Annotated in this window: 25 protein-coding genes; 13 read left to right on the forward strand and 12 right to left on the reverse strand. The window is 64.4% G+C overall.

Annotated features, from left to right (window positions below; genetic code table 11):
• Window positions 1-22: 22 nt before the first annotated feature.
• Window positions 23-766 (reverse strand): SDR family oxidoreductase, encoded by a 744-nt coding sequence (locus V1280_RS05150; RefSeq protein WP_334519907.1) that lies wholly within the window; start codon window positions 764-766, stop codon window positions 23-25.
• Between the two features lie 233 nt (window positions 767-999).
• Window positions 1,000-1,929: a LysR family transcriptional regulator gene (locus V1280_RS05155; protein ID WP_334519909.1), complete on the reverse strand. Its 930-nt coding sequence runs from the start codon at window positions 1,927-1,929 to the stop codon at window positions 1,000-1,002.
• 81 nt (window positions 1,930-2,010) lie between these two features.
• Here V1280_RS05155 and V1280_RS05160 point away from each other — a divergent pair, with 81 nt between their 5' ends.
• The gene (locus tag V1280_RS05160; protein ID WP_334519911.1) at window positions 2,011-2,907 is read left to right on the forward strand and encodes an NmrA family NAD(P)-binding protein; all 897 of its coding nucleotides are present in this window, start codon (window positions 2,011-2,013) and stop codon (window positions 2,905-2,907) included.
• A 9-nt stretch (window positions 2,908-2,916) separates the two neighbouring features.
• On the opposite strand, the gene V1280_RS05165 is transcribed toward V1280_RS05160, so the two are convergent.
• Genes V1280_RS05165 through V1280_RS05175 form a run of 3 tightly spaced genes read right to left on the reverse strand, consistent with a single transcriptional unit; the run spans window position 2,917 to window position 7,065 of the window.
• Complete coding sequence (locus V1280_RS05165) at window positions 2,917-3,921, reverse strand: ABC transporter substrate-binding protein (protein WP_334519913.1); 1,005 nt, start codon at window positions 3,919-3,921, stop codon at window positions 2,917-2,919.
• Complete coding sequence (locus tag V1280_RS05170) at window positions 3,918-6,020, reverse strand: adenylate/guanylate cyclase domain-containing protein (RefSeq protein WP_334519916.1); 2,103 nt, start codon at window positions 6,018-6,020, stop codon at window positions 3,918-3,920. The genes V1280_RS05165 and V1280_RS05170 overlap by 4 nt, the downstream gene beginning before the upstream one ends.
• A gap of 31 nt (window positions 6,021-6,051) precedes the next feature.
• Window positions 6,052-7,065 carry a formylglycine-generating enzyme family protein gene (locus tag V1280_RS05175; RefSeq protein ID WP_334519919.1) on the reverse strand — a complete coding sequence of 338 codons (1,014 nt, stop codon included), beginning with the start codon at window positions 7,063-7,065 and terminating at the stop codon, window positions 6,052-6,054.
• A 505-nt stretch (window positions 7,066-7,570) separates the two neighbouring features.
• Here V1280_RS05175 and V1280_RS05180 point away from each other — a divergent pair.
• Window positions 7,571-8,557, forward strand: a complete 987-nt coding sequence (locus V1280_RS05180) for a helix-turn-helix domain-containing protein (protein WP_334519922.1) — start codon at window positions 7,571-7,573, stop codon at window positions 8,555-8,557.
• Window positions 8,558-8,753: 196 nt separating this feature from the next.
• Here the strand turns inward: V1280_RS05180 and V1280_RS05185 are convergent, their stop codons facing one another.
• Window positions 8,754-9,833 carry a methyl-accepting chemotaxis protein gene (locus V1280_RS05185; protein ID WP_334519926.1) on the reverse strand — a complete coding sequence of 360 codons (1,080 nt, stop codon included), beginning with the start codon at window positions 9,831-9,833 and terminating at the stop codon, window positions 8,754-8,756.
• 285 nt (window positions 9,834-10,118) lie between these two features.
• Between V1280_RS05185 and recJ the strand changes: the two genes are divergently transcribed.
• The 3 genes from recJ to V1280_RS05200 all read left to right on the forward strand — a co-directional run bounded on the left by recJ (window position 10,119) and on the right by V1280_RS05200 (window position 13,706).
• Window positions 10,119-11,960, forward strand: coding sequence for a single-stranded-DNA-specific exonuclease RecJ (gene recJ, locus V1280_RS05190; protein WP_334519929.1), 1,842 nt, complete (start codon window positions 10,119-10,121; stop codon window positions 11,958-11,960).
• 48 nt (window positions 11,961-12,008) lie between these two features.
• Window positions 12,009-12,818: an SDR family NAD(P)-dependent oxidoreductase gene (locus V1280_RS05195; RefSeq protein WP_334519932.1), complete on the forward strand. Its 810-nt coding sequence runs from the start codon at window positions 12,009-12,011 to the stop codon at window positions 12,816-12,818.
• Window positions 12,819-12,914: 96 nt separating this feature from the next.
• Window positions 12,915-13,706, forward strand: a complete 792-nt coding sequence (locus tag V1280_RS05200) for an aldolase (protein WP_334519935.1) — start codon at window positions 12,915-12,917, stop codon at window positions 13,704-13,706.
• Between the two features lie 6 nt (window positions 13,707-13,712).
• On the opposite strand, the gene V1280_RS05205 is transcribed toward V1280_RS05200, so the two are convergent.
• Window positions 13,713-14,942 carry a lytic murein transglycosylase gene (locus V1280_RS05205; protein WP_334519938.1) on the reverse strand — a complete coding sequence of 410 codons (1,230 nt, stop codon included), beginning with the start codon at window positions 14,940-14,942 and terminating at the stop codon, window positions 13,713-13,715.
• Window positions 14,943-15,077: 135 nt separating this feature from the next.
• Here V1280_RS05205 and V1280_RS05210 point away from each other — a divergent pair, with 135 nt between their 5' ends.
• The 3 genes from V1280_RS05210 to V1280_RS05220 all read left to right on the forward strand — a co-directional run bounded on the left by V1280_RS05210 (window position 15,078) and on the right by V1280_RS05220 (window position 15,896).
• On the forward strand, window positions 15,078-15,338 hold the full coding sequence (locus tag V1280_RS05210; RefSeq protein ID WP_334519941.1) for a hypothetical protein: 261 nt from the start codon (window positions 15,078-15,080) through the stop codon (window positions 15,336-15,338).
• Between the two features lie 57 nt (window positions 15,339-15,395).
• Window positions 15,396-15,647, forward strand: coding sequence for a hypothetical protein (locus V1280_RS05215; protein WP_334519943.1), 252 nt, complete (start codon window positions 15,396-15,398; stop codon window positions 15,645-15,647).
• Window positions 15,648-15,722: 75 nt separating this feature from the next.
• Window positions 15,723-15,896 carry a hypothetical protein gene (locus V1280_RS05220; RefSeq protein WP_334519945.1) on the forward strand — a complete coding sequence of 58 codons (174 nt, stop codon included), beginning with the start codon at window positions 15,723-15,725 and terminating at the stop codon, window positions 15,894-15,896.
• On the opposite strand, the gene V1280_RS05225 is transcribed toward V1280_RS05220, so the two are convergent.
• Window positions 15,893-16,417: a MarR family winged helix-turn-helix transcriptional regulator gene (locus V1280_RS05225; protein WP_442895106.1), complete on the reverse strand. Its 525-nt coding sequence runs from the start codon at window positions 16,415-16,417 to the stop codon at window positions 15,893-15,895. The two genes, V1280_RS05220 and V1280_RS05225, sit on opposite strands and share 4 nt — an antisense overlap.
• Window positions 16,418-16,474: 57 nt before the next feature.
• Here V1280_RS05225 and V1280_RS05230 point away from each other — a divergent pair, with 57 nt between their 5' ends.
• Entirely contained in the window at window positions 16,475-16,954 is a 480-nt protein-coding gene (locus V1280_RS05230) for a carboxymuconolactone decarboxylase family protein (RefSeq protein ID WP_334519948.1), read from the forward strand.
• Between the two features lie 21 nt (window positions 16,955-16,975).
• Window positions 16,976-17,479, forward strand: coding sequence for a cupin domain-containing protein (locus V1280_RS05235; protein ID WP_334519951.1), 504 nt, complete (start codon window positions 16,976-16,978; stop codon window positions 17,477-17,479).
• A 52-nt stretch (window positions 17,480-17,531) separates the two neighbouring features.
• Here the strand turns inward: V1280_RS05235 and V1280_RS05240 are convergent, their stop codons facing one another.
• The 3 genes from V1280_RS05240 to efp form a co-directional block, all read right to left on the reverse strand.
• On the reverse strand, window positions 17,532-18,440 hold the full coding sequence (locus V1280_RS05240) for an amino acid ABC transporter substrate-binding protein (RefSeq protein ID WP_334519954.1): 909 nt from the start codon (window positions 18,438-18,440) through the stop codon (window positions 17,532-17,534).
• 168 nt (window positions 18,441-18,608) lie between these two features.
• Window positions 18,609-20,228 (reverse strand): M23 family peptidase, encoded by a 1,620-nt coding sequence (locus V1280_RS05245; protein WP_334519956.1) that lies wholly within the window; start codon window positions 20,226-20,228, stop codon window positions 18,609-18,611.
• A gap of 24 nt (window positions 20,229-20,252) precedes the next feature.
• Entirely contained in the window at window positions 20,253-20,819 is a 567-nt protein-coding gene (gene efp, locus V1280_RS05250) for an elongation factor P (protein WP_148753881.1), read from the reverse strand.
• Window positions 20,820-20,981: 162 nt separating this feature from the next.
• On the opposite strand from efp, the gene epmA reads away from it, so the two are divergent.
• The 3 genes from epmA to V1280_RS05265 are packed head-to-tail and all read left to right on the forward strand — an operon-like array spanning window position 20,982 to window position 23,432.
• A complete protein-coding gene (gene epmA / locus V1280_RS05255; RefSeq protein ID WP_148778595.1) occupies window positions 20,982-22,046 on the forward strand; it encodes an EF-P lysine aminoacylase EpmA in 1,065 nt (354 codons plus the stop codon).
• Window positions 22,043-23,137: a lysine-2,3-aminomutase-like protein gene (locus tag V1280_RS05260; RefSeq protein WP_334519965.1), complete on the forward strand. Its 1,095-nt coding sequence runs from the start codon at window positions 22,043-22,045 to the stop codon at window positions 23,135-23,137. Before epmA ends, V1280_RS05260 begins: the two co-directional genes overlap by 4 nt.
• Window positions 23,138-23,177: 40 nt before the next feature.
• Entirely contained in the window at window positions 23,178-23,432 is a 255-nt protein-coding gene (locus V1280_RS05265; protein ID WP_334519968.1) for a hypothetical protein, read from the forward strand.
• Window positions 23,433-23,495: 63 nt separating this feature from the next.
• On the opposite strand, the gene V1280_RS05270 is transcribed toward V1280_RS05265, so the two are convergent.
• Entirely contained in the window at window positions 23,496-24,581 is a 1,086-nt protein-coding gene (locus V1280_RS05270; protein WP_334519971.1) for a 3-deoxy-7-phosphoheptulonate synthase, read from the reverse strand.
• Window positions 24,582-24,763 lie beyond the last annotated feature (182 nt).

Below are 24,763 nucleotides of genomic sequence, written 5' to 3' on the forward strand. Positions count from 1 at the left end.
GCGAAGGCGGGAAGGCAGATCCTCAGACGCTCGCAAGCCAGGTTGCGAGCGTCGTTTTTCCAAGCCGCGCCTCGCCGAGCGGGATCAGCGAAGTGTCGTCAATAGCGGCGCCGTAATACTGCGCCTTTCGGTCTCCCACCACCGGGCGGCCGTCGCCGGCCGCCTTCAGGCGCCGCGCGACGAATTCGTTGAACGGCGCCTTCTCGGGGCCAGCGAGATCGATCGTGCCGTTGAGCGGTCGACCGGTTGCGACCTCCGCGAGGCAATCGGCGACATCGTTGGACGCGAGCGGCTGAAACAGCGCAGACGGAACGACGATCTTGCCGTCAGACGCGCCCGCTTCGCCGATGGCGCCGAGGAATTCAAAAAACTGCGTGGCGCGAACGATCGAGTAGGGGATCGAAGACGCCTTGACGACAGTCTCCTGCGCGAGCTTGGCACGGAAATAGGCGATGTCCGGCGAGCGGTCGGTCCCCACGATCGACAGCGCGACATGATGTTTGACGCCAGCTTTGGCCTCGGCAGCGACGAGGTTCTTGCTCGAACGCTCGAAGAATTCAAGTACGGCGGCAGGCTCCCAGGATGGTGAATTGGCGACGTCGACGACGACATCCGCGCCGGCCAGCACTGTGGTGAGGCCTTCCCCTGTCACGGCGTTCACGCCGGACTTCGGCGAGGCCGCGATGACCTCGTGGCCCTGCTGATTGAGCTTCGCAACGAGCTTGGATCCGATCAGCCCGGTTCCGCCGATCACGACGACCTTCATGGCGTGTCTCCTCAACATTAGGGAACGTGAGTTGACCAAATCCAGCGGATTCCCACGCTCTCACGTTGGCGAACGTGATGCGACATGCATCTTAACAGAGTTTGGTGGGCATGCTCTTGCCTGTCACGGGCTAAACTTGCCGGAAACGCGCAGAGACGTGCGTTCCGAAAAAATTCGGTATAAGAGACTATTCCCTTTGGCTCGCACGAACGATCGTAGGCGGATGAACGTCGCTATTTGCGGTCTGCTGTTGTGGACCGTCCGTTCAGCCGGTCGTGGATGAAGTCGACGAACACCCGCACCTTGGCGGCGGGAAACTGGCGGGACGCGGTGAGCGCATAGAGAGGAAAGCTGTCGCCGCTCCAATCCGGCAAGAGCTCGACGAGTGTGCCTTGCTCCAGCAGGCGTTGCACGCCGATCGCCTTCACGCAGGCGATCCCGACACCGCCCGCGCAGGCGCCCAGCATGGTGCCGAATTCGGCCACCATGAGGCTGCCGGAGATAGCGATCCGCTCTCGCTTGTTGCCCTGTCTGAACACCCACGCGTCGATCGGCTGGCCCGTCAGCGAGTCCCGCACCTGGATGCAGGCGTGGTGTGCGAGATCGCGGGGATGCTCCGGCTTGCCGTAACGCTTGAGATAGCCGCGAGACGCCACGGTGATGGTACGCGTCTCCAGGAGTTTTCTGGCAACCAGCGATGAATCGGGCGGTGCGCCAAAGCGCACGGCGACGTCGAAGCCGTCGCCAATGAGATCCCCCAGCTGATCCCGCGCGACGATGTCGAGCTTCAGGTCGGGGTGGCGTGTCAGAAATTCGCTGAGATGCGGCGCGAGCAGCAGGCTGGAGAAGAAGGCGTCGACATTCACCCGCAATCGGCCGCGCACGGACACGGCGGATTTCGAGGTCGACGACACGACCTCATCAATCCCGGTCAGAAGCGGGGCCACGCCCGTATAGAAGCGCCGGCCCTCGTCGGTCAGGGACACGACCCGCGTGGTCCGATCGAGCAGTTGCACGCCGACGCGCGCTTCCAGCCGCGATACGGCGCGGCTGACGCCGGAGCGCGACAGGCCGAGGGCGTCCGCCGCGCGGGCAAAACTGCCGCCTTCGACGATCGCGGCGAGCACGCCGACATTGGAGATGATGCGGCCGTCAAAGGTCATGGGACCACCGTTGCGTGGAGATCACCAATCCTATGACATAATGGCACTCACAGCAATCTTCGCTTCGGGGCTATCGAATGCATGCGGGCATTGCCCGATGACAAAACGAATGAAAGCGCCATCATGTACGCAATTACTGGCATCACCGGAAAAGTCGGCGGCGAACTCGCCAAAACCCTTCTCGCGCAGGGCGCCCCGGTGAGGGCGGTGGTCCGGGATGCGAACAAGGGCGAGGCCTGGGCCAGGCTGGGCTGCGAGCTGGCGTTGGCCGGGATGGAGGACGCCGCGGCGCTGACAAAGGCCATCACCGGCGCGACCGCTGCCTTCATCCTGCCGCCGTCGGACTTCGATCCTGAGCCCGGCTATCCCGAAGCCCGGCGTGTCATCGACAGCGTGGTCAGCGCGCTGAAGGCCGCGGCGCTGGAGCGTGTGCTCTGCCTGTCGACGATCGGCGCCGACGCCACGCGAGACAATCTGCTATCGCAGCGGACGTTGATGGAAGACGCCCTCAAGGCGCTTGGGATGCCCCTGACCATCCTGCGCCCCGGCTGGTTCATCGAAAACGCGCTCTGGGACGTCCCGTCCGCCAGGGATGCCGGCGTGATCTACAGCTTCCTGCAACCGGTGGACAAGCCTTTTCCGATGATTGCCACACGGGACGTGGGCCGCGTCGCAGGCGAGCTTATCCAGGAGAGCCATCGCGGCACGCGGATCGTCGAACTGGAAGGACCCCGCCGGGTCTCGCCGAACGATCTTGCTGCCGCGTTCGGCCGCGCGCTCGGCAAGCCGGTTCGAGTCGAAATTGTCGCTCGCGATGGCTGGGAGGCGCTGTTTCGTTCACAGGGCATGAAAAACCCGCTGCCGCGCATCAGCATGCTGGACGGCTTCAACGAGGGATGGATCGAGTTCAGGGATCGCGGCGCGACGTCGATCAAGGGACGCATCGACGTCGATGCAGTGGTGGCCGGACTCCTCTAGACCGCGCCTCTATCCAACCGCGGCCAGATAGAGCTGCGTATCAAAATAGTCCGACGCGTGCAGCGCGCCGGTGACGCCGGCATCCGTCATGAAGAAGTCGCTGACCTGCTGCAGCCACTTCACCACGGTGCCGTCAGCATAGAGCCGCCGCCATTCGCGCGCGGTGTAGAGTTTTTGCGCCTTGAAGGCTTCCGTGATGTCGGCGGGGCGCGACGGCGTGTAGTGAGCCTGCAGCGCCTCCGCGGAAGAAGCGGGGTTGCGCACCATATGGTCGTTCGCATCGATCCAGCCACGGATGATCCGGCTCAGCACGTCCCTGTTCCCGGCATAATAATCCAGCCGCGCGGCCCAGCCGCCGAGCACGGCGGATTGCGGATAGAAGGCGGACGCATCCACCAGCTTCACGGCGTCGGGCAGCGCCTCGCGGACCGCGACATTGAATGGCACCCAGAGCGCGACGGCCGGCACCTCGCCGGCGATGAACGCCTTGACGGCATCGGGCATGCTGGCGTTGACGATCTCCACCTCGGATGGAGCGATGTTGTTGGCGCGCAGCGCGCGGCCGAGAAAGATGTGCGCGGTCGTCTTCATGGTCGTCGCGATCCGCTTGCCCCTGAGGTCGGCCAGCTTGTTGACCCCGAGCGACGGCCGGACCCAGAGCTGCGCGGTCGCGACCTCGATGTCGTTGATGAGAAAGCCGCGACCACGTCCGAGCGCCAGATAGTTGGAGATCACGCCGCCGCTCGATGCGACGTCGAGTTCGCCCCGCATCATTGCCTCGAACACTTCCGGGCCGGTGTTGAACGCGTGCAGTTCGAAATCGATGCCCTCGCGGTCGAACGAGCCGCGATCGAGCCCGGTCCAGATGTGCCCGTCCACGGCGACCACATGGAGATAGCCGAGCCGGACCTTGGTGCGGGCCTGCGCGAGAGCGGGCAAGCCGAGCACCGAGACAGCGGCCAGCGCCGCGCCGTGGCGCAGCATTCGCCGGCGACTGACAGTGCGGGCGTTCATGCCGCTGCTCCCGCATTCCCGGCCGCGCCACGAAAACGCTGGGCGTGAAACTGCGCGATGCCGTCCTTGGGATAGTCGTGCAGGAAGCCGGAGAGCCGGACCAGCGTGGTGTCGGCCGCGGCATCCTGCACGATCGCCGCAAAGACCTCGTCCCAGCGCTGGCACATGATGATCTCGGCCTCGCCGGCCTGCGCCAGCTCGCCGCGGAGCTCGCTGACCACGATCGGTTCGGCAAATCCCTTTGGCGTGATGCTGTCGACACTGCGGAACAGGAACGCATGGCCGACGCGCGCACGGACCGCGGCGCTGACCAGCACGCGGGTGCCGTAGTTCTTGTTGAGGCCTTCCAGCCGCGAGGCCAGGTTCACGGTGGCGCCGAGCGCGGTGTAGTTCATCCGGTCGCTCGAGCCGACATTGCCGATCACGGCGTCGCCGACATGCAGGCCGTAACGCGTCTCGTAAGGCGGCCAGCCCTCGCGCCGAAACTCTTTGTTGAGGGCCTCGTTCGCCGCAAGGCAGGCGAGAATGGCGCGGCAGGCGTTGACGGTATGATCGGGATCATCCGCCGGCGCGTTCCAGAGCGCCATCACGGCATCGCCGATATATTTGTCGACCGTGCCCCGGTGCCGCATGATCTCGTCCGAGAGCGCCGCAAAATAGCGCGAGGTGAAGATCATCACCTGCGACGGATCGGCCAGCTCCGTCTTGGCCGTGAAGTCGGCGACATCAGTGAAGAGCACCGTGACCTCACGCCTTGAGCCGCCCAGACGGAGCGAGGAGCCTGTCTCGATCAGCTGCCGCACGATCGGGCGCGGAATGAAGCTGGCAAAGCTGCTGACCACGCTGCGCATGGTGAAGACCGAGCGGCCGAGCTCCTCGATCTCGGCGATGGCGGAATGGATGCGCGGCCGCTCCGCGATGTCGAAGCGCTGGATCGCGTCGGTCTCCTCGACCAGCTTGCGCAGTGGCTCCGCCATCCGCGAGCCCAGCCAGAACGCGAACGGCAGCGTCGCGCCGACGAAGGCCAGCGCCAGCGCGAACAGCGTGCGGCGCTCGCTGATGATCCGGGCATAGAATTCGTCGAGAGGGGCGACCAGCGCGAGCCGGACATTGGCCGAGCCCGTGGTATCGAGCCGGTGGACCGCCGCGACATAGGTCCGGCCCGCGGCATCGTCGAAGAATTGCTGCGCCGGAGCGCCTTCGCGCCAGGAACGGATGATCGGGGTCAGCGCGGGCAGCTTGAGCGCGCCGATCTGAGGCAGGTCGTCCTGCCGCTCCGGAATCTCCGCCATCAGCCGGGTCATCTCGGGATGGCCGACGATGCGCTCGGCATCGTTGAACAGGAAGGCCAGCCCCGATTGGCCGAGCCGCTGCTCGGTCAGCATGTCCTCGAACCGGTTCAGCAGCACGTCGCCGGCGACGACGCCGCGGCGTCCTTCCTTCAGCGGCGTTCGCAGCGTGTAGCCGGGCTCGCCGGTGGCGTAGAACACGTAAGGCCCCGTCAGCAGTGTCTTGTCGTTCTTGAACGCCTCGACATACCAGGGCCGCTGCCGCGGGTCATAGCCGGTGGGGCCGGGGACCTCGGCCACCTGGATCAGGTTCTCCGACAGATATTGCGTGACCGGCGTGGCTCCTCCCGTGCGCGAGATCACGACCAGCCGGAACGCTGCATCCTGTTCGACCTTCAGGCCCACCCGGAACGCCGGCTTGGCGCGGTCGATCACGTCCATCTCGATGAACGAGCCGTCCTCATAGCCGACATAGAGATTGAACAGCTGCGGGTTGTTGCGCAGCATCGCCGCCATCAGGCTGTACAGCCGCGAATTGTCGGCGATGTCGGCTTCCTGGATCGACGGGATGCCGGAGAGAATGTCGAGATTGTCGCGGACGTTCTTGAACTGCTCGTCGACATGGTCCGCGCCCAGTTGCGCCACCTTCTCGATGAAGCCGGAGGCCGCAGTCCGCGTGATCGAGGTCACCCGCTCGAAACTGAGATAGACCAGGGTCAGGCCGACAAGCAGCACCACGGCCACGAACACCGTGATGATCGATGTCTGGAAGCCGATGCGAAACTGCTTGCTGGTCCTTTCTCCCGTCATCGGAGCTGCGCTGTGCCTCCGTCAATATTTCTTATGTTGCAGCAGATCCTTCTTGTTCGCGGTGAACGACGAGAGGCGTCCGCATCACGCAGCGGAAGCCGACATGGCTGGTCGAGGTATCGACCGGCTCGGCGTGCCGCGCCGCAGGACGGTAGCGACGGCAATAATTGGGTGCGCAGAGATGCGAGCCACCCTTCAAGACTTTGCGCGGGATACGGATGTTGGGTTGACATGGATCAAAGCTTGCGTCCTCGCGGCCGCCGCGCGGATTGTGCGGGATGCAGCAGGGTTTCGCAGCGTCGGCCGCATGCCGGGCCGACCACCAGTCCGAGGTCCACTCCCAGACATTGCCGATCATGTCATAGAGGCCGTAGCCGTTCGGCGGGAAGGCCATGACCGGCGAGGTACGCTCATACCCATCCTCGCCGAGATTCTGGACGGGGAAGTTTCCCTGCCAGATATTGGCCATGTGCTTGCCGCCCGGCATCAGTGCATCGCCCCAGGCGAACTCTTCGGCCTCGAGGCCGCCACGCGCGGCGAACTCCCATTCAGCCTCGGTCGGCAGATCCTTGCCGGCCCAGTGCGCGTAGGCTGTCGCATCGCTATAGGAGACGTGCACGACCGGATGGTCGTCGAGGCCTTTGATATTGCTTCCGGGGCCGTAGGGGTGCCGCCAGTTGGCGCCGCGCAGGAAGGACCACCACTGGCTCCAGTCGGTGAGATCGGTGATGCGTGGCAGGGGCGAGAACACCAGCGATCCCGCATAGAGCATTTCTTTCAGTGCGCCGGGATAATCCCTGGGATCAGGAACGATCTGCGCCTCAGTGACATGGCCGGTCGCGTTGCCGAATTGCTTGAACTGCCGGTTGGTGACCGGCGTGCGATCAATCCAGAAGCCGTCGACGGTGACGCGATGGCTCGGCGCCTCCTCGGGATAATGATGGTCGGATCCCATGCGAAAAGTGCCGCCGGGAATGAAGACCATCTCGCCGGTCTTCACATCATCCGGCAACCACTCGCAGTGATCCAGATCCGCGCGCAGCATGGTGGAAACCCCGATACACGTAGTCCACCTGACGCTACGGCGAAGACTTTGGCAGAGGTCGACGACGGCACATTGCCCGGTACATTGAACGCATTGTCTGGTCCCCTCTTTTTTGGCGCTTTGAGGAGAGGACGACGCCTCATTGCGTCAACATCTCTTTCCCATCGCGCGCACGCTTTCGAGCACCCGGCAAATACTTGCCGCGTGCGCTCTGCCATCCGCAGAGCGCTTCCGATCGATAACGCTAAGGTTGAAAACGGTATCGGAAGATTGGCCTGCTGTGATGTGCAGTTTGTGCCAGTACACAGGAGGGATGGGTGAGACTTGACGACCGATCTCGAAAAATACTTGAGACTACAGCGCAATGCAGAGAGTTTTGCGTGCCTGATTTCGATAGCGTTTGTCTCAAAACGCGAAGACGGATTGTCGCACCCACTTCGCGTTGTGGTGGTATTTTGTTGCTGATTGCCCCAGAATTGTCGCCCTTCAGTAACAGGGTACAGCCATGGGGCAATTCCTTCTGGTTGATTCGCGCAAGCTGGACGGTTTCGAAGGACTTCATCAGGCCGTTCATGGTTCGCATGTCGATGTGATGCAGCTCGGCCGCGGGCGGCTGCGCGGAACGTTGTCGCATATCGGTATCGACGATTTTTCGCTCAGCATCGGCGCCTTCAACGTCGGCATGCGCACACAGCGCGTTTCCAGCGACGACAAGCTGATCATCGGGATGCTGCTCGCAGCCGAAGATCGTGTCGCGCACTGGTCGTTCGACATGCAGCTCAACGACGTGCTCGTGATACCGCCGTTGCTCGAGCACGACGGCGTTTTCCACGGCGCCTCCGCTTATGCCGCCATGCGCTTCGATCTTGCCGAGGTCGCGTCCCTGTTCGGCGGCGAGGCGAGGCTGAGCGACCCCGACACCTGGCGCAGCCGCGGTCATTTCCGCGCGGATCTCGAAACCGGCGCGATCGCAACACGCCGTCTCGTTCGGATCATGTCGCATCTGCGCGCCCGCAAGGGCAGCCTGACGCCGTCGACCTCCGATTTCTGGAGGCGATCGATCGTCGAATGCATGGCGGCCAATGTCATGTCATCGTTGCCGCCCGACGACGAAGGCTGGCTGCCTTCGGCGCGACGGCTGATCCGCAGGGTCGAGGATTATCTCGACGAGACCGGCACGCGCCCGGTGCATGTGTCGGAGATCTGCGCGGCGCTCGGCGTATCGCGGCGGACCTTGCACCGTGCCTTTCAGGAAGTGTTCAGCCTCGGCCCGGTCAGCTTCCTCCGGCACAAACGGCTCTGTGCGGTTCATTCCATCCTGCGCGACAGCGCGCCCGGCTCGACCACCGTGGCAGCCGTCGCCATGCAGCAGGGGTTCTACGAGCTCGGCCGGTTCTCGCAATACTACCTTGCGATGTTCGGAGAGCGTCCGTCGCAGACGCTCGGAATCTCACCATTGCAGACGGTCGGCGAGGGCATCGCCAGAGCCTGACGCTCTGAGCCTCGCCCGCGAACAATGCCATCATCGCAGAATGCCGGTGTTTTGCCCGACGTGTCAAACTGCGTTCCGCGAAAAATTTCAGGCTTGCTGTCGCCCGCCGGATCGAAAACAAAAACCGCCATGAAAACAACCCTCCCGCTACTGTGCATGGGGTTGTTTTCAAGGTTTGGGTTGGACTGCTCCGGACTCACGCCGCGCAGACGATCACGCCGTACCAGCCGAGCCCGCGATAGGTCTCGTAACCCGGCGTCGCATGGAAGGCGATCATCGTGCCGGAGCGGTCCTGGTAGAAGCCGGAGCGCTGGCCGTTGAGCGACAGCGAGATCCGCTCGCTCAAAATGCCCTGGCCGTCGGAGGCAGCGATGACGCGAAAATGCGAGTCGACCAGCAGCACGCGGGCCTTGTCGGCGTCGCCGACGCGCACGCCCTGCACGATGGCGCGCGCCTGCGGCTCCCAGTCGAAATGGATGGCGAGCACGCCGACCGGCGCGCCGTTGGCCTGGCCGCCGGCGCGGACGCTGGCGCAGTAGGTTGCGACCTGGGCGTTGCCGAGCAGCGGCTGGTTCTCGATGTCGCCGGCGACATAGTCGTCACCGGAGCGCAGGGTCTTCGCCTCGCGAAACCACTTTGTGTGGGCGACGTTCTGGCCGACCACGCGAAAACGATCCGCGCGGCCGTTGGCGATGACGTTGCCGTCGAGGTCGCAGAGCCAGAGGTCGAGATAGACGGTATAGGCGCCGAGGATGACGCCGAGGCGCTGCGAGGCGTAGGTGACCGCGGCAGGCGCAGGCGAGGCCGCGCAATCGACCATGGCGGAATCGGTCGCCCACCAGCGCACGTCGCAGGTGCGCTCATAGAGGTTGCGGTCGATCAGCTCGACCGCGTTGAGCGACAGATCCATCATGCGCTCGCCGCGCGACCGCTGGCTCATGCGGTCGATCGAGGCGACGAGATCGCCGGTGCGTTTGGTCAGCTGCGTCTCGAGCTCGCGCGCGATGGTCTCGACCTGCTGGCCGACGCCGCGCACCTCCTGCGCCACCACGGCGAAGCCCGCGCCCTGCGCGCCGGCTCGCGAGCTCTCGATCAGCGCGTTCAGCGCCAGCATCTTCATCTGGTTGGTGATCTGCTGGATCGACTTGGTCTTGTCGACCGCGATCTGGTTGACCTCCGCAGTCAGGCGGTTGATCAGCGCGGAGATGTCGGAATCGTCGTCGTCGTCGGGCTCGGTGGTGGTCGGCTTGGTTTTCAGACCCAGCGCAGCAGACATCGGGTAACTTCCCTTGGCAATGAGGCCTGATCTGCAACGAACCCGGAACAATCAAATCACAGATCGAATACGAGTCTTTTTCTAGGATTCAACCTAACGCCTGCTTAATTTGCTGTTCGGCGGAATGCCCAAATGATAGTCACTCCCGCCAGTTAGGCAGCCGTCCACCGCTTTGTGCGCCCAGGCCGTTGCAAATCCCGAGGGTTTGCCAGCCAATCGCTTTCAGCCCAGCGCCGGACGTCCGTATTTGTCCGGGACCTCAGTTCCAACAGTCAGCCTCTTGTCATGACGCCGCCCGCCACCGCCTTGCCCGTCGAAATGCCCCAGGCCTTCCTGGGCGTGGCGCGTTCGCTTACCGACAAGCTCTGGCGCAACCGGCTGGACGCGCGCGGGGCCGCCACGGCGCTCGCCATCGTGCAGCGTCACCAGCTGCCGGAACTGCTGGCGCGGGTGCTCGCGGGGCGCGGCGTCGACATCGACGCGGTGCCCGACTTCCTCGATCCGACCATCCGCAAGCTTATGCCCGACCCGTTCACCGTGACGGAGATGGAAGCCGCGTCGAAGCGCATCGCCGATGCAGCCATGAAGGGCGAAACCGTCGCGATCTTCGGCGACTACGACGTCGACGGCGCGACCTCGGCGGCACTGCTCGCCTGGCATCTGCGCCATTGCGGGCTCGATCCGCTGATCCACATTCCCGACCGCATCTTTGAAGGCTACGGCCCCAACGTCGAAGCCGTTCGCGCCCTGGCCGCCAAGGGCGCCACGCTGCTCGTCACTGTCGATTGCGGCACCACCAGCATCGAGCCGCTGGCCGAGGCGAAGCGCCTCGGCATGTCGGTGGTCGTGATCGACCATCACCAGGCCGGTACGGAGCTGCCGGAGGTCGACGCCCTGGTCAATCCGAACCGGCTCGACGATCTCTCCGGCCTCGGCCATCTCGCCGCCGTCGGCCTTGTGCTGGTGACCCTGGTCGCGGTCAATCGCGAACTGCGCCAGCGCGGCTTCTGGAACGCTGAGATGCCCGAGCCCGATCTGCTCGGCATGTTGCATCACGTCGCGCTCGGCACCGTCGCGGATGTCGCGCCGCTGGTCGGCCTGAACCGAGCCTTCGTCGCCAAAGGGCTGATCGCGATGCGGCGGCGCGACCATGTCGGCCACACCGCGCTGATGGACGTGGCGCGGCTCAATGGTCCGCCGGAGGCCTGGCATCTCGGCTTCATGCTGGGCCCGCGCGTCAATGCCGGCGGCCGTATCGGCCGTGCCGATCTCGGCGTTCGGCTTTTGCTCGAGGGCGACAGCGTCGAGGCCGCGCGGATCGCGGCCGAGCTTGACCGTCTCAACAGCGAGCGCCGTATCATCGAGCAGGCCGCGGAGGCGCAGGCCGAAGCCGAGGCGCTCGCCTCGATAGGGCTGGAAGACAAGCTCGGCGTCATCGTCACCGCGTCCGAAGGCTGGCATCCCGGCGTGGTCGGCCTGGTCGCCTCGCGGCTGAAAGAGAAGTTCTCGCGGCCCGCGTTTGCGATTGCGCTCGAGCCCGGCGGCATCGGCACCGGCTCGGGCCGCTCAATCGCCGGCGTCGATCTCGGCAAGGCGGTGCGGCAGGCGGTCACCGACGGCATTCTGCTCAAGGGCGGCGGCCACGCGATGGCCGCGGGCGTCACGCTGCGGAAAGAGAAGCTGGCCGAATTCCGCGCCTATCTGGAGAACGCGCTGGCGCAGGACGTCGCCGAGGCGCGCCATGTCAACGAGCTCTATATCGACGGCGCGATCTCGGCGCGCGCGGTGACGACGGAGCTTGCGGCCACGCTCAATCGCGCAGGTCCCTTCGGCAGCGGCAATCCGGAAGCCGTGCTGGCGCTGCCGGCGCATCAGCTCGTGTTTGCCGACGAGGTGGGACAGGCGCATTTGAGGCTGCGCTTCAAGTCGGGGGACGGTGCCATCGTCAACGGCATCGCGTTCCGTTCGGTCGGGCAAAAGCTTGGCAACGCGCTTCTCGCCAATCGTGGCCAGCAACTGAATGTCGCCGGGTCCCTGTCGGTCGATCGCTATCAGGGTGTCGAACGCGTGCAGTTTCGCGTCATCGACGTCGCACTACCGGACCAGGGGCCATCTGTGATCAGGTAGCGGCCACTGACAACAAACTTCAAACAACAAAAAAGAAAGGGAGTGAACATGGCAGGGCAGATTGAGGGCAAGGTTGCGCTGGTGACAGGTGGCGCATCCGGTATTGGTGAAGCCATCGTCGAGCTGTTCGCGCGCGAGGGCGCCACCGTCATTGCGACAGACATCGACGAGCTGCGCGGCCCCGAGCTCGCCAAGCGAGTGACAAGAGCCGGCGGCAAGGCGATCTTTCTGGAGCAGGACGTCACCAGCGAGGAGCGCTGGATCGAGATTGTTGCCGAGATCGCGAAGCGTTATGGCCGGCTCGATATCATGGTCTCCAACGCCGGCATCGGCATTGCCGTGCCCTCGATCACCGACATGACGCTCTCTGACTGGCGCAAGCAGAACGCGATCAATCTCGACAGCGTGTTTCTCTCGGTCAAGCATTGCCTGCCGCTGATGCGCAAGCATGGCGGTGGCTCGATCGTCATGATGTCCTCGCTCGCTGGCCTGCGCGGCGCCCCTGGGCTGTCGGCCTATTCGGCAACCAAGGGCGGCGTGCGGCTGTTCGCCAAATCGATCGCGATGGAGTGTGCGGCCGCCTCCGACGGCATCCGCGTCAACTCCGTGCATCCCGGCATCATCGACACGCCGATCTGGGGCAAGATCCCGACCGGGGCGACTGGCGCAGGCCAGAATGCGCCGATCGATCCGGACGAGCGCGCCAAGGTCGCAACCCCGCTTGGCCGCGCCGGACAGGCTGCGGAGATCGCCTCCGGCGTGCTGTATCTGGCCTCGGATGCCTCGCGTTACGTCACCGGCAGCGAGCTCGTGATCGATGGCGGCATGAATGCCGGCGGGGTGCCGCGGCGGGCATGAGACGCGCAGGGCAGGGTGGCGGCCGCAGGGGCTGACGCGCAGGCGTCCGCCCTGTAAAACGCTGCCGTCTCCTGCCCGAAAGAGGTCTCCTTCGCCATGGCGCACAGCCTTCACGCCTCCTCACCCTCGGACGTCCGCTCGAACCGGCCGGACCTCGCGACCGATGCGATCCGCACGGCGCGCGAGGATCTCGCCGCCTGCTTCCGGATGGCAGCGCGCAATGGTTTCGAGGAGGGCATCTGCAACCACTTCTCGGCCGTGGTGCCCGGCCATGACGATCTCTTCCTGGTCAACCCCTACGGCTACGCCTTTCGCGAGCTGACCGCTTCAAAACTCCTGATCTGCGACTTCCACGGCCACGTCCTCGATGGCGAAGGCGAGCCCGAGGTGACAGCGTTCTACATCCATGCCGAGATGCACAAGCGCCTGCCGCGCGCCAAGGTCGCCTTCCACACCCACATGCCCTATGCGACTGCGCTGTCGATGACCGAGGGCGATCCCTTGATCTGGGCCGGGCAAACCGCGCTGAAATTCTACGGCCGCACGGCGGTTGACCGCGATTACAACGGCCTCGCGCTCGACGACCGCGAAGGGGCGCGCATTGCGTCGGCCGTGGGCGATGCCGACATCGTCTTCATGAAGCATCACGGTGTGATGGTTCTGGCGCCGACGATTGCGGAAGCCTGGGACGATCTCTATTACCTCGAACGCGCCGCCGAGGTGCAGGTGCTGGCGATGTCGACGGGACGGAAGGTGCTGCCGGTCGATCCCGCGATCGCAGCCGAAACCTACAGGCAGATGCGCGAAGGCGATTCCGAATCCGCGCGGCTCCATCTCGCCGCGATCCGCCGCCAGCTCGATGCGGAAGAGCCGCAGTACCGGCACTGAGGCGGTCTACGACCCCTGCCGCAGCTTCGCCAGCACCTTCAGCCCGCCATATCCATCGGCGGGTGTGATCCCGGCGCGCTGCTGAAAATCCTTGATCGCCTTCATCGTGTCATTGCCGACGCGGCCGTCGGTGCCGCCGGTATCAAAGCCGGCCTTGGTCAGCCGCGTCTGCATCTCCTGCACCTCGGCGAGCGTCAGCACGCGCTCGGAGCCGGGGAAGGGTTGGATGAACGGCGGCGCGCCCAGGCAGCGGTCGCCGAGATGGCAGATAGCCAGCGCGTAATTCATCGAGGGGTTGTAGCTCTTCACCGCGTTGAAATTCGGTCCGAGCAGGAACGTCGGTCCGCCCGCAACCGGCGTCCACATCTGCGCGGATGCAGTCGGTTGCGGAAATGCCTGGCCATCCGCGCGAGTGACGCCCGCCGCCTGCCATGCCGCATAGGTGCGGCCGCCGCTCATCTCGCCGGACGCGCGGACCTCATAGCCCCAATGCTCGCCGCGATGCCATTTGCCGCGATTGACGAGATATTTTGCAGTCGAGCCCAGCGCGTCATCCGGCTTGCCGAACGGCGAGACCTTGCCGTCGCCGTCATAGTCGATACCGACATTGAGCCAGACCTCCGGCATCCATTGCGAATGCCCCATGGCGCCGGCCCAGGATCCCTGCATCTCCTCCGGCGTGCTCCAGCCCTTGTCGACGATGCGGAGCGCATTGATCAGCTCGGTCTCCCAATAGGCCTTGCGGCGCGGCTCGTTCCAGGCGAGTGCGGCGAGCGAGGGAAACACCGGCGTCATGTGGTTCTGCTGCACCAGCGGATCGCCGTAGGCGGACTCCACGCCCCACAGCGCCAACAGCGTGCCGCGCTCGACGCCGAAATCGCGCTCGATGCGCGTCAGCAGCGCCTCGTTGTTCTTCAGCGCGATCTTGCCGTTGATGATGCGCCAGTCGGAGACGCGGCGGTTGATGTATTGCCAGACCTGCTCGTGGAATTCCGGCTGGTTGCGCATCTGCTTGAACACGCTCATGTCGGGCTCGACCCGCGCCATCGCGCGCTGCCAGGTCGCAGCCGAAATGCCCTTGGCCATAGCACGCGCGCGAAAACCCTCGCGCCATTCGTCGAAGCCGGGCGGCGACGCGAAGACGCCTGTCGGGACTGCGAGCAGAGCGGCTGCGCCAAGCGTGGATTGGAGGAGCGCGCGGCGGCTGTGATGGGCCGAGGAATCAGCTTGTTTCATGGATGCATTGTAGCGGGAAACAAGGCTGCTGTGAGCAGGTTCCTGGAACAGGAGGAACAGGCTTCAGACGTCACGTTCCCAGGAACAAAGTGTCGCACTCCCGCATTCCCTCCGCACACATTGGAGGAGGATGAGATGAGGAAGTATCTGTTTGCCGCTGCCATGGTCACGGCCATTGCGGCCCCCGCGTTCGCAGATGAAGTCGGCGTTCCTGTCGGCCCGGTCGGCGCCGGTGTGACTGTTGGACAGTCCCACGAGTATCGCGAGCGGGACCGCGATCGTGACCGCACCACGGTGATCAAGGAGCGTGAACCTGCTGACCGCACCACTGTGATCAAGAAGGAAGATGAGTTCGGCAACCGCAGCAAGACCGTGATTCATCACGACAACGACTGACGGAATAGGGCCCCGGCTGATCGCCAGGGCCCGCCTTCCCAGAGAATTCGGGGTGGAATGAAGATACGCGCGCATGCGGAAAGCCACGTCGTCGAACTCGATGACGGATCGCAATGGCAGATTTTCCCCGGCGATCTCGCAACTACGTTGAGCTGGAAGCCCGAAACCGATCTGCGCCTGGAGCCGAGCGGCGACCGGGTGAGTTCGCATGTGCTGGTGAATGCCGCCGACGGATGCCGCGTGCGCGTGATCGCCGCGAGCGAGACCTGGCCGGATGGCGAGGTTAAGAAAGTGTTGAAGGGCGGATAGGCCAGCCTCCCAAATCCCAAACTTTAAGTCTGTCCTTTTACGGTCGGTTCGCTTCCATCTGCGCATCATGCGCACATGCGGGAGCTGTTCGACATCATCCGAGCCAATCCCTGGCCCTTCGGCGCGGGGCTGTTGGTCGTGGTTATGATGATCATCGCAGAAAATTTCGGTCGCGGCATTCAGGGTGACGGCGACTTCGGCTTCGGCGATTTCGGAGATGGTGACGGCGGCGACGGAGGAGGCGACTAGGCCTCATCCTGCAGATCGGCTGCGATGCCCGCAAGCCAACGGCGGACAGTGACTTCAGCCTTGCCGTCGAGCCCTGTCACCAGGCGCTTCTCCAGTTCGAGCACGCGATCCCGGCAAGCCTTGAGCAGCGTCGCGCCGCGCGGCGTCAGCGTCCATTGCTGGATGCGGCCGTGAACGGGATGCGGCGTCATCAGGATCGCGCCGTCGCGATCGAGGTTGCGGATGATGACGCCGACGGTCTGCGGCGTCAGGAAGGTGAGGCGGGCGACGTCGGCGCCTGATAGTCCGGGATAGGCATTCAGCATGGTCAGCACGGCGAATTGCGGCGAGGTCACCCCGAGATCAGCCAGCGTGCGTTCCATCTTCAGCCGCACCGCGGCGTGGGCCTGACGCAAGAGATAGCCGAGATAGCCTTGCTCGCCGCGCTTGCCTTCGCCGGGGGCCGGCACGCGCACCGTAGCCTCCTGCCTGGATACCCTCTGCTCCGGTTTCGATTTCGTGATGCTGGCCGACTTGCGCATAATATAAGAGCTCTTATAAGATATAAGCAGTCTTACAATAACACGAGGTGAGCGGCGATGTCACACGCCCGCAGCGAGTACGAGGATTTCAAGAAGATTGCGCCGGACGGCTATGATCTTGTGCTTGCACTGGGCCAGGTTGCGGCCAAGGCCGGCCTCGACAAGCAGCTTCTCGAGCTCGTCAAGCTGCGTGCCTCCCAGATCAACGGCTGCGCCTTCTGCGTGCAGCATCATATCCTTCTCTCGGAGCGGCTCGGCCTGCCCGCGGACAAGCTCCATCTGGTCGCGGTCTGGCGCGAGGCGCCGATCTTCTCGGCGCGGGAGCGTGCGGCACTAGCCTGGGCCGAGGCATTGACCCTGCTTCCCGACGGCTGCGGCGACGAGGTCTATGCAGAGGCGCAGCGTGAATTCTCCGAGACCGAGCTGATGTACCTGACGTCGGCAATCGCCTCGATCAACGTCTGGAACCGGTTTGGTGCGGCCTATCGCTGGACGCCGGCGAAGCGGCCGGTTGCGGCGAATGCCGCGGCATCCTGATTGCAACGAAGGGAGGTTGTCATGACTGCAATGAATTTGGCCACCATGCCGCGCCCTGTGCCATTGCGCTCGATGGCGCTGGCCGTCGTCGGCGGGCTCGTCTGCGCGATTGCGATCGGCAAGGTGCTGCCGGCGACGATAGACACCGTATCAGGCGCACTCGCACCGCTCTGCGCCACCGCCGCGGAAAGCTCGCCGCTCGACAAGGTCGAACCGATCGGCTCCTACGCATTGCCCAACGTACCGGGCAAGCGCGTCACCATCGTGCGCGTGTTCTACGGTCCTGGCGGGTTTTCACGACCGCATCGGCATGCAGGCTCGGTGACGGCCTACATCACCAAGGGCGACATCCGCTCCCAGCTCGGGGGCGGTCCGGTCGAGACGTTCGGTGTCGGCCAGTCCTTCTTCGAACCGCCGGGCGCGACGCATCTGGTCTCTGCCAATGCCAGCACCACGGAGCCGGCCGAACTGATCGCTGTGTTCGTGGCGGATGAAGGCGCGCAACTGACGACGTATCTGGAGTGAGTTGCGGCCCGGATCGAGCTACGCTCCATCCGGGCTATGCCTCAAATCGTCCTCATCCTCCGTAGGAAGCAGGATCGGGATTGTCCGACGGGTTCTCGAACGATTTCTTCAGCGAGGCCGGCATCGGGACGTGGAAGTTGAGGCCCCGCGGTGGCACCGGCTCCATGAACCATCTGTCGTAAATCTTCTCGATGTCGGGGCTCTTGTAGAGCTTTGCAGTGGCACGATCGACCACTGCCTTGAAGGGCGTGTCGTCCTTGCGCAGCATGATGCCATAGGGCTCCGGATCCGAGAATGCGCCATTGCTGATGGCGTAGAGCGACGGATCCTTTGACGAGGCGATCATCGCCGCAAGCTGGATGTCGTCCATGACGAAGGCTTGTGCGCGGTCGGTCTCGACCATCAGGAACGCTTCGGGGACGTCCTTGGCATTCATCACGGTGATCCCGAGCGACCTGGCCGCGTTGGCCTTGTTGAGCTGGGTGATGTTGGTCGTGCCCGCGACCGAGACGACAGCCTTGCCCTTGAGGTCATCGACCTGGTCGAGCTTCAGCGCCTTCTTGGACACGAACCGGCTCGCCGTGAGGAAATGCGTGTTGGTGAACCACACCTGCTTCTGGCGGTCGGCATTGTTCGTTGTCGAGCCGCATTCGAGGTCGATGGTCCCGTTCGCCATCAGCGGAATACGGGTGGACGATGTGACGATGTTTTCAACGACCTCGAGCTTGTCCAGCTTGAGCTCGGCTTTGATCTCATCGACGATCTTCATGCAGATGTCGACGGCATAGCCGACGATCTTCTGCTTGTCGTCGATGAAGCTGAAGGGCACGGCACTGTCGCGTATCCCGAGGGTGATCGCGCCGGTGTCCTTGATCTTCTTCAGCGTGCCGCTCAATTCCTCCGCATGAACCGGTACGGCAAATGCGACGGCGAGTATGGCCGCCGTGGTGAGATAGCGCATGAACTTCCCCTTTATTCTGTTTAGCAGCGGGGAGCCAAGCAAGTCTGGGGCCAGAGATGGTCAGGTCATGCGGGGCGAGTCCGGATTTCGGTCCGGCCAACCCAGGTGCACTGTCATTGGCGTGTCATCAACACACTTGGGCGAACGCCATTGGCGGCGTGAGCGGCCTCAGTTCTCTTCGCTGCTCGATCCCTCGCGCTGATCGGGTTTGACCACATCCTCGGGCAGCGCATGCGCGACCGGCTGCGGGCTGCTTGCGATCTCAGGGCCGGCCTCGCGGCCTCGGGTGCGGATCAGGCGTTCATACGCCGACACCAGCGTGACGTAGGGGCTGACCCAGATCCAACCGTCGCGGGTGAACACCTGGACGTCGAAATGCAGGTGCATCGACGTGCCCGCGGGATGATCAAGGTAATTCGAGATCACGCCGATCTTCTCGCCTTCGATGACGATGCGGCCATTGAGCACGCCGTCGGCGTTCAACGCCTGCGGGTTCATGTGCATATAGCGGAAGCGGATGTGCTCGGTGCGGCTGTTGACCTCGAGCGTCGCGGCCTGGTCCTTTGATGCACGGATCACCACGGCGTCGCGCACGGCAACGACGCCGCGCTGCTTGGGATCACAGGGTTCGCGGCCGTCACCGGGCTGTGGGCAGTCGGCGGCGCGGATGTCCTCGCCCTGATGGCCGTAGCCGCCGCCGCATTGCCAGACCTCGAAGCTGCGGGACTCGCAGAAATTGTCGCGCCAGGGATAGGCGGTCGGACGCTCATTGTCGCGCTTGGCGTAGGACTGCGAATGCACGAAGGCGGGCGCCTTGTCGAGCGGAAAGCGGATCTGCGCATAGGCCATCGGGTCGGGATGGCCGCCCTGCTTGCGATAGCCGGTGTTCGGTATGATGTCGCCGCTCGGCCGGTAGCTGAAATCCGTCGAACGTGCGGTCGAGCGATCGATCAGATCAGAGGCGACGTCCATCAGCGGCCGCGTGCGCTGGCCGCCGGCGACGTGCAGCGCCTTCAGGAAGCGCTCGGCAACGGGGTAGGCCTCCCTGCAGGCGAGCCGCCGCGGCTTCGCGACGCTGTCCAGGCACTGGATCGACACCACATAGGCGGCGCCGAAGCGCGTGAAGGCGTAGCGCACATAGCCTTCGCGGATGAATTTGCGCAGGTCCGGGTAGATTGCCGCCAGCGGCTTCACCGGCTCGCCCTTGCCGCCGGCGGGATCGGCGATGTCGTAGACGAGCGCCGATCCGGTGATCTGAATCTCGACCGGCTTTGCGAAGGTGCGCGACGGCATGCCGTCGCCGGCGCCGGGCTCTAACGAGAAACTTGCGCTGTAGCCGGCAGGTCCGGCGTCGAACATGTCAGCGGGACTGAAATCGGCCTGGTAGCGCGGCAGCGCCAGCGGAGCCTGTGCGCCGCTGCGTTGCGCCTCGAGATAGGCGGCGGCATCGAACGGCAGCAGCACGGGAACGGGGCTGCGGGCAATGCCGGTGAAGAATTGCGAGGAGACCGCGTTGAGCTGCACCAGCGCCGGCATTGCGCGCGGATCGAAGCGCGGCACCGAACGGCGCGGCACGAAGATGAAATCGCCGGCGACCTGCGGGCGGTTATTGATCTCTGTGCGGAACTGGTCGAGCGCTGCGCGCCAATCGACGCGCAGGGCTGTGAGTGAGGGGCTGCGGAATTCGTCCGCAGCAAGCGGCGTTGCGAAGGGGAGCGAAAGCGACGCCAGAAAAAGCGAGACGAAGCGGAAAGCCTTCCTACCCAATGTCTCGCCCCCCGGCGGCACCTGTTCCGATCCTCGATCCCTTGCCTAGTCCTTGGCGCGCTCGGAGTACGAGCCGTCTTCGGTCATCACCACGATGCGGGTGCCGACGGCGATGTGCGGCGGCACGGTGGTGCGCAGGCCGTTGGAGAGCACAGCCGGCTTGTAGGAGGACGAGGCGGTCTGGCCCTTGGTCACGGGCTCGGTCTCGACCACTTCCAGCGTCACGCGCTGCGGCAACGCGATCGACACCACGTTGACGTCGTGCGTCGACAGCTTGACCGTCATGCTCTCCTGGAGATAGGCGGCCGCGTCGCCGATCACGTCCTTGGACACCTGGACCTGATCATAGGTTTCCGGGTTCATGAAGTGGTAGCCGTCACCATCTTCATAGAGGTAGGTGAAGTTACGCTCTTCGATCGTGGCCTTTTCGACCTGATCGGTGGTTTTGTAGCGCTCGGAGATCTTTACCCCGTCCGAGATTCGGCGCATTTCGATCTGGCTGACCGGAGTGCCCTTGCCGGGATGGATGTTCTCGGCGGTCACGACGACATAGAGCTTGCCGTCTTGCTCGATCACGTTGCCTTTGCGAATAGAACTGGCGATGACTCTCAAAGCTATATTTCCTGCTTGCTTGGCCCGGCTCAGGCCAGGACGTGGTCAAATCGATGGGGGACTTGGGGCCTCAAATCAGACCTCGGCGCCCGTTTCGGGCCGCAACATACGCATTTTGTCGTTGAATGCCAGCATTTTGCTGGCTCAGGGGGCGGTCGGTTGATGGCTGGGGACAAGCCGATTTCGCCGTTCTGGACACCCGGGCGGCACCTCGACCGGCGGCCGTTCCTTCAGGCGAGGGGGGCCATTACCGGGGCTCTGCGGGGCTTTTTCGCCGAGCAGGGCTTTGTCGAGGTCGAAACCTCGGTCCTCCAGGTCTCCCCGGGCAATGAGACCCATCTGCACGCCCCCCGAACCGAGCTCATCCGGCCCGATGGCAGCCGGGCCAGCCGTTACCTGCGAACCTCGCCAGAATTCGCCTGCAAGAAGCTGCTGGCGGCCGGCGAAGAGCGGATTTTCGAGTTCGCCCGGGTGTTCCGCGACCGCGAGCGCGGCGACCTGCATCTGCCCGAATTCACCATGCTGGAATGGTACCGCGCGGGCGCCCCCTATGATGCCATCATGGCCGACACCGTGGTGGTTATCGCCCGCGCCGCGCAGGCGACCGGAATCGGGACCTTCGCGTTCCGGGGCCGGACCGCCGACCCCTTCGCCGAGCCGGAGCTGCTGACCGTCGCGGGCGCCTTCGAGCGCTTCGCCGGCATCGACCTGCTGTCGACAATCTCGGGCAACGAGGGTAACCGTGCCGCGCTCGCCCAGGCGGCGGCCGGCAAGGTCCGCGTTGCCGAGGACGACACCTGGTCGGACATCTTCAGCAAGGTCCTGGTCGAGCATGTCGAGCCGCATCTGGGGCAGGGGCGTTTGACCATTCTGTTCGAATACCCATCTCCAGAGGCGGCATTGGCGCGGGTCAAGGCGGACGATCCCAGAACCGCGGAACGGTTCGAGGTCTATGCCTGCGGCGTCGAGCTCGCCAACGGCTTTGGCGAACTCACCGACGCCGAGGAACAACGCAAGCGCTTCACGGAGTCCATGGCGGAGAAGCAACGCCGTTACGGCGAGGCCTATCCGCTGGACGAAGACTTTTTGGCCGCGGTCGCCCAAATGCCGGAGGCGAGCGGTGTCGCACTCGGCTTCGACCGGCTGGTGATGCTGGCGAGCGGCGCAACACGAATTGATCAGGTGGTGTGGACACCGCCTGCAAATGAAACGTTAAGTGAAAAATGACGAAGACCAATCTTGCACGGACATTGCGCGAGCCAGCCGAACTCGTGGCCGCCGACCTCGCGCCTGCGACGGCGCTGCCGGCGCTCGAACGCGTCGCCGCGCGCTATGCGGTGGCGATCACGCCGGCGCTGGTCGAGCTGATCGACAAATCGGATCCCGATGACCCGATCGCGCGGCAGTTCGTTCCGACCGCCGCCGAGCTCGAGATGCAACCGGGCGAGAGCGCCGATCCGATCGGCGACCACCCGCATTCGCCGGTATCAGGCATCGTGCATCGTTATCCCGATCGCGTGTTGTTCAAGCTCGTTCACGTCTGCGCGGTCTATTGCCGCTTCTGCTTCCGCCGCGAGATGGTCGGACCAGGCAGGGAGAACTCGCTCTCGGACAGCGCCTATCGCGCCGCGATCGATTACATCCGCGCGCATAGCGAGATATGGGAGGTGATCCTGACCGGCGGCGATCCCCTGATGCTGTCGCCGCGCCGGCTGAGCGAGATCATGGCCGATCTCGCCGGCATCGATCACGTCAGGATCATCCGCCTTCATACCCGCGTGCCCGTGGCCGACCCCGCACGGATCAGCGACGACATGGTCGCGGCGCTGAAGGTCGAGGGCGCGACCACATGGGTGGCACTGCATGCCAACCATGCGCGCGAGCTGGCGGGACCGGCCCGCGCCGCCTGCGCGCGGCTGGTCGATGCCGGGATTCCCATGGTGAGCCAGTCCGTGTTGTTGCGTGGCGTCAATGACAACATCACCGCCCTGTCGGATTTGATGCGAGCGTTCGTCGAATGCCGTATCAAGCCCTATTACCTGCATCACGGCGATCTCGCGCCGGGTACGGCGCATCTGCGCACGACGCTGGCGCAGGGGCAGGAGTTGATGCGGCAATTGCGGGGGCGGGTGTCAGGGCTGTGTCAGCCTGACTACGTCATCGACATACCAGGCGGTGCCGGCAAGTCGCCGGTCGGGCCGAATTATGTGTTGGCGGAGCAAAATACCGCAGCCGATGCACGTGATGCAGCCCCGGAAACGCGCTATCGTATCGTCGACTATTGCGGCGATGTTCATCTCTATCCGCCCGAGACGTGAGCGGCCAGAAAACGCCGATTTGAGGAATGGAGGAACGGATATGAAGAAGATCATAGTGGCAGCATCGCTCGTGGTCTTGCTCGGCGGCGCGGCGATTGCGCAGACCGGGACCAAGGGATCATCGACGTCAGGCGGCGCCACGTCGGGAACGTTGCCGCAGGCACCCATTGGCCATCGCCAGCCGCGCGCCGGCGACGTGCCGAACGAGAAGAATTTGAGCGATCCGAACAATCCCGTGAACAAGGAAGACGCTCAGCTCGACAAGAAGATCAAGAGCATCTGCCGCGGCTGCTAGGCCGCAACTGCTGCGCGGTGGGCAGGACGCGAACCGCATCGCCCCGCCCACCTGTTGCCCCGCTTAAGCGGAGCGCTCGTGCAGTCCAGCGCGCGCGGCGTTGCGCCGGATTTCGACGGCATCGGCGAGCTGCCCAAGGGCGGTTGCCGTCGTTGCCCAATCGATGCACCCGTCGGTGATGCTTTGGCCGTAAGTCAGCGGCTTGCCCGGCACCACGTCCTGGCGGCCGGCGACGAGATTGCTCTCGATCATCACGCCCATGATGCGGTTCTCGCCGCCCGAGATCTGGCCGGCGATATCGGCCGTAACCAGCGGCTGGTTTTCCGGCTTCTTGCTCGAGTTGGCGTGGCTCGCATCCACCATCACCAGCGGCGCGACGCCGGATTTCGCCAGATCGTTGCAGGCCGACGCGACGCTTGCGGCATCGTAGTTCGGCTTGGCTCCGCCGCGCAGGATGATGTGGCAATCCTCGTTGCCCGCTGTCGAGGCGATCGCCGAACGGCCGAGCTTCGTCACCGCCATGAAATGATGCGGATGCGAGGCCGACTTCACCGCGTCGGCAGCGATGCGCACATTGCCGTCGGTACCGTTCTTGAACCCGACCGGGCAGGACAGCCCCGAGGCCAGCTCGCGATGGATCTGGCTCTCGGTCGTGCGCGCGCCGATCGCAGCCCAGGACACGAGGTCGGCGATGTATTGCGGCGTCGTCATGTCCAGAAATTCTGCGCCGGCGGGCAGGCCCAGATTGTTGATGGCCGAGAGCACGTTGCGTGCGAGCCGCAGGCCCTTGTTGATGTCGAAGCTGCCGTCCAGATCCGGGTCGTTGATCAGGCCCTTCCAGCCGACCGTGGTGCGCGGCTTCTCGAAATAGACCCGCATCACGATCTCGAGCTGGTCGGAGAGCCCTTCGCGCAAGGAGGCGAGGCGCTCGGCATATTCGAGCGCGGCTTTGGGATCATGCACCGAGCAGGGCCCGACGACGACCAGAAGCCGGTCGTCCTGGCCGTTGAGGATGGCATGGATTGCGTTGCGCGACGCCATCACCACACGGGTGGCCGTGAGGGTGCGCGGAACCTCCCGCATCACGTCCTCAGGCGTGCTCAGCTCTTTCAATTCGCGGATACGAAGATCGTCGGTCGTGCTCAGCACGGCGGGCTCCTGTCATGTTGAGAACCTGCCGGCCAATAAAAAAGCCGCCAGGTCTGGCGGCTGTTCGGACGTTTGCTTCAATATTTCAGATTGAGCGCGATCCTCCTGCCGCCAGCGAGCTGTCGTAGCTAAAGTACCAATAGAAGCTGGTGGCGACGGTGATCATGGCCGGTCATATAGCG

The sequence above is a fragment of the Bradyrhizobium sp. AZCC 2230 genome (genome assembly GCF_036924495.1).
In the GTDB taxonomy this organism is placed as follows: domain Bacteria; phylum Pseudomonadota; class Alphaproteobacteria; order Rhizobiales; family Xanthobacteraceae; genus Bradyrhizobium; species Bradyrhizobium rifense.

Coding starts and splice junctions, on each gene's coding strand:
- V1280_RS05150 (WP_334519907.1), bottom strand. CDS start 766: ATGAAGGTCGTCGTGATCGGCGGAACCGGGCTGATCGGATCCAAGCTC.
- V1280_RS05155 (WP_334519909.1), bottom strand. CDS start 1,929: ATGACCTTTGACGGCCGCATCATCTCCAATGTCGGCGTGCTCGCCGCG.
- V1280_RS05160 (WP_334519911.1), top strand. CDS start 2,011: ATGCGGGCATTGCCCGATGACAAAACGAATGAAAGCGCCATCATGTAC.
- V1280_RS05165 (WP_334519913.1), bottom strand. CDS start 3,921: ATGAACGCCCGCACTGTCAGTCGCCGGCGAATGCTGCGCCACGGCGCG.
- V1280_RS05170 (WP_334519916.1), bottom strand. CDS start 6,020: ATGACGGGAGAAAGGACCAGCAAGCAGTTTCGCATCGGCTTCCAGACA.
- V1280_RS05175 (WP_334519919.1), bottom strand. CDS start 7,065: ATGCTGCGCGCGGATCTGGATCACTGCGAGTGGTTGCCGGATGATGTG.
- V1280_RS05180 (WP_334519922.1), top strand. CDS start 7,571: ATGGGGCAATTCCTTCTGGTTGATTCGCGCAAGCTGGACGGTTTCGAA.
- V1280_RS05185 (WP_334519926.1), bottom strand. CDS start 9,833: ATGTCTGCTGCGCTGGGTCTGAAAACCAAGCCGACCACCACCGAGCCC.
- recJ (WP_334519929.1), top strand. CDS start 10,119: ATGACGCCGCCCGCCACCGCCTTGCCCGTCGAAATGCCCCAGGCCTTC.
- V1280_RS05195 (WP_334519932.1), top strand. CDS start 12,009: ATGGCAGGGCAGATTGAGGGCAAGGTTGCGCTGGTGACAGGTGGCGCA.
- V1280_RS05200 (WP_334519935.1), top strand. CDS start 12,915: ATGGCGCACAGCCTTCACGCCTCCTCACCCTCGGACGTCCGCTCGAAC.
- V1280_RS05205 (WP_334519938.1), bottom strand. CDS start 14,942: ATGAAACAAGCTGATTCCTCGGCCCATCACAGCCGCCGCGCGCTCCTC.
- V1280_RS05210 (WP_334519941.1), top strand. CDS start 15,078: ATGAGGAAGTATCTGTTTGCCGCTGCCATGGTCACGGCCATTGCGGCC.
- V1280_RS05215 (WP_334519943.1), top strand. CDS start 15,396: ATGAAGATACGCGCGCATGCGGAAAGCCACGTCGTCGAACTCGATGAC.
- V1280_RS05220 (WP_334519945.1), top strand. CDS start 15,723: ATGCGGGAGCTGTTCGACATCATCCGAGCCAATCCCTGGCCCTTCGGC.
- V1280_RS05225 (WP_442895106.1), bottom strand. CDS start 16,417: ATGCGCAAGTCGGCCAGCATCACGAAATCGAAACCGGAGCAGAGGGTA.
- V1280_RS05230 (WP_334519948.1), top strand. CDS start 16,475: ATGTCACACGCCCGCAGCGAGTACGAGGATTTCAAGAAGATTGCGCCG.
- V1280_RS05235 (WP_334519951.1), top strand. CDS start 16,976: ATGACTGCAATGAATTTGGCCACCATGCCGCGCCCTGTGCCATTGCGC.
- V1280_RS05240 (WP_334519954.1), bottom strand. CDS start 18,440: ATGCGCTATCTCACCACGGCGGCCATACTCGCCGTCGCATTTGCCGTA.
- epmA (WP_148778595.1), top strand. CDS start 20,982: ATGGCTGGGGACAAGCCGATTTCGCCGTTCTGGACACCCGGGCGGCAC.
- V1280_RS05260 (WP_334519965.1), top strand. CDS start 22,043: ATGACGAAGACCAATCTTGCACGGACATTGCGCGAGCCAGCCGAACTC.
- V1280_RS05265 (WP_334519968.1), top strand. CDS start 23,178: ATGAAGAAGATCATAGTGGCAGCATCGCTCGTGGTCTTGCTCGGCGGC.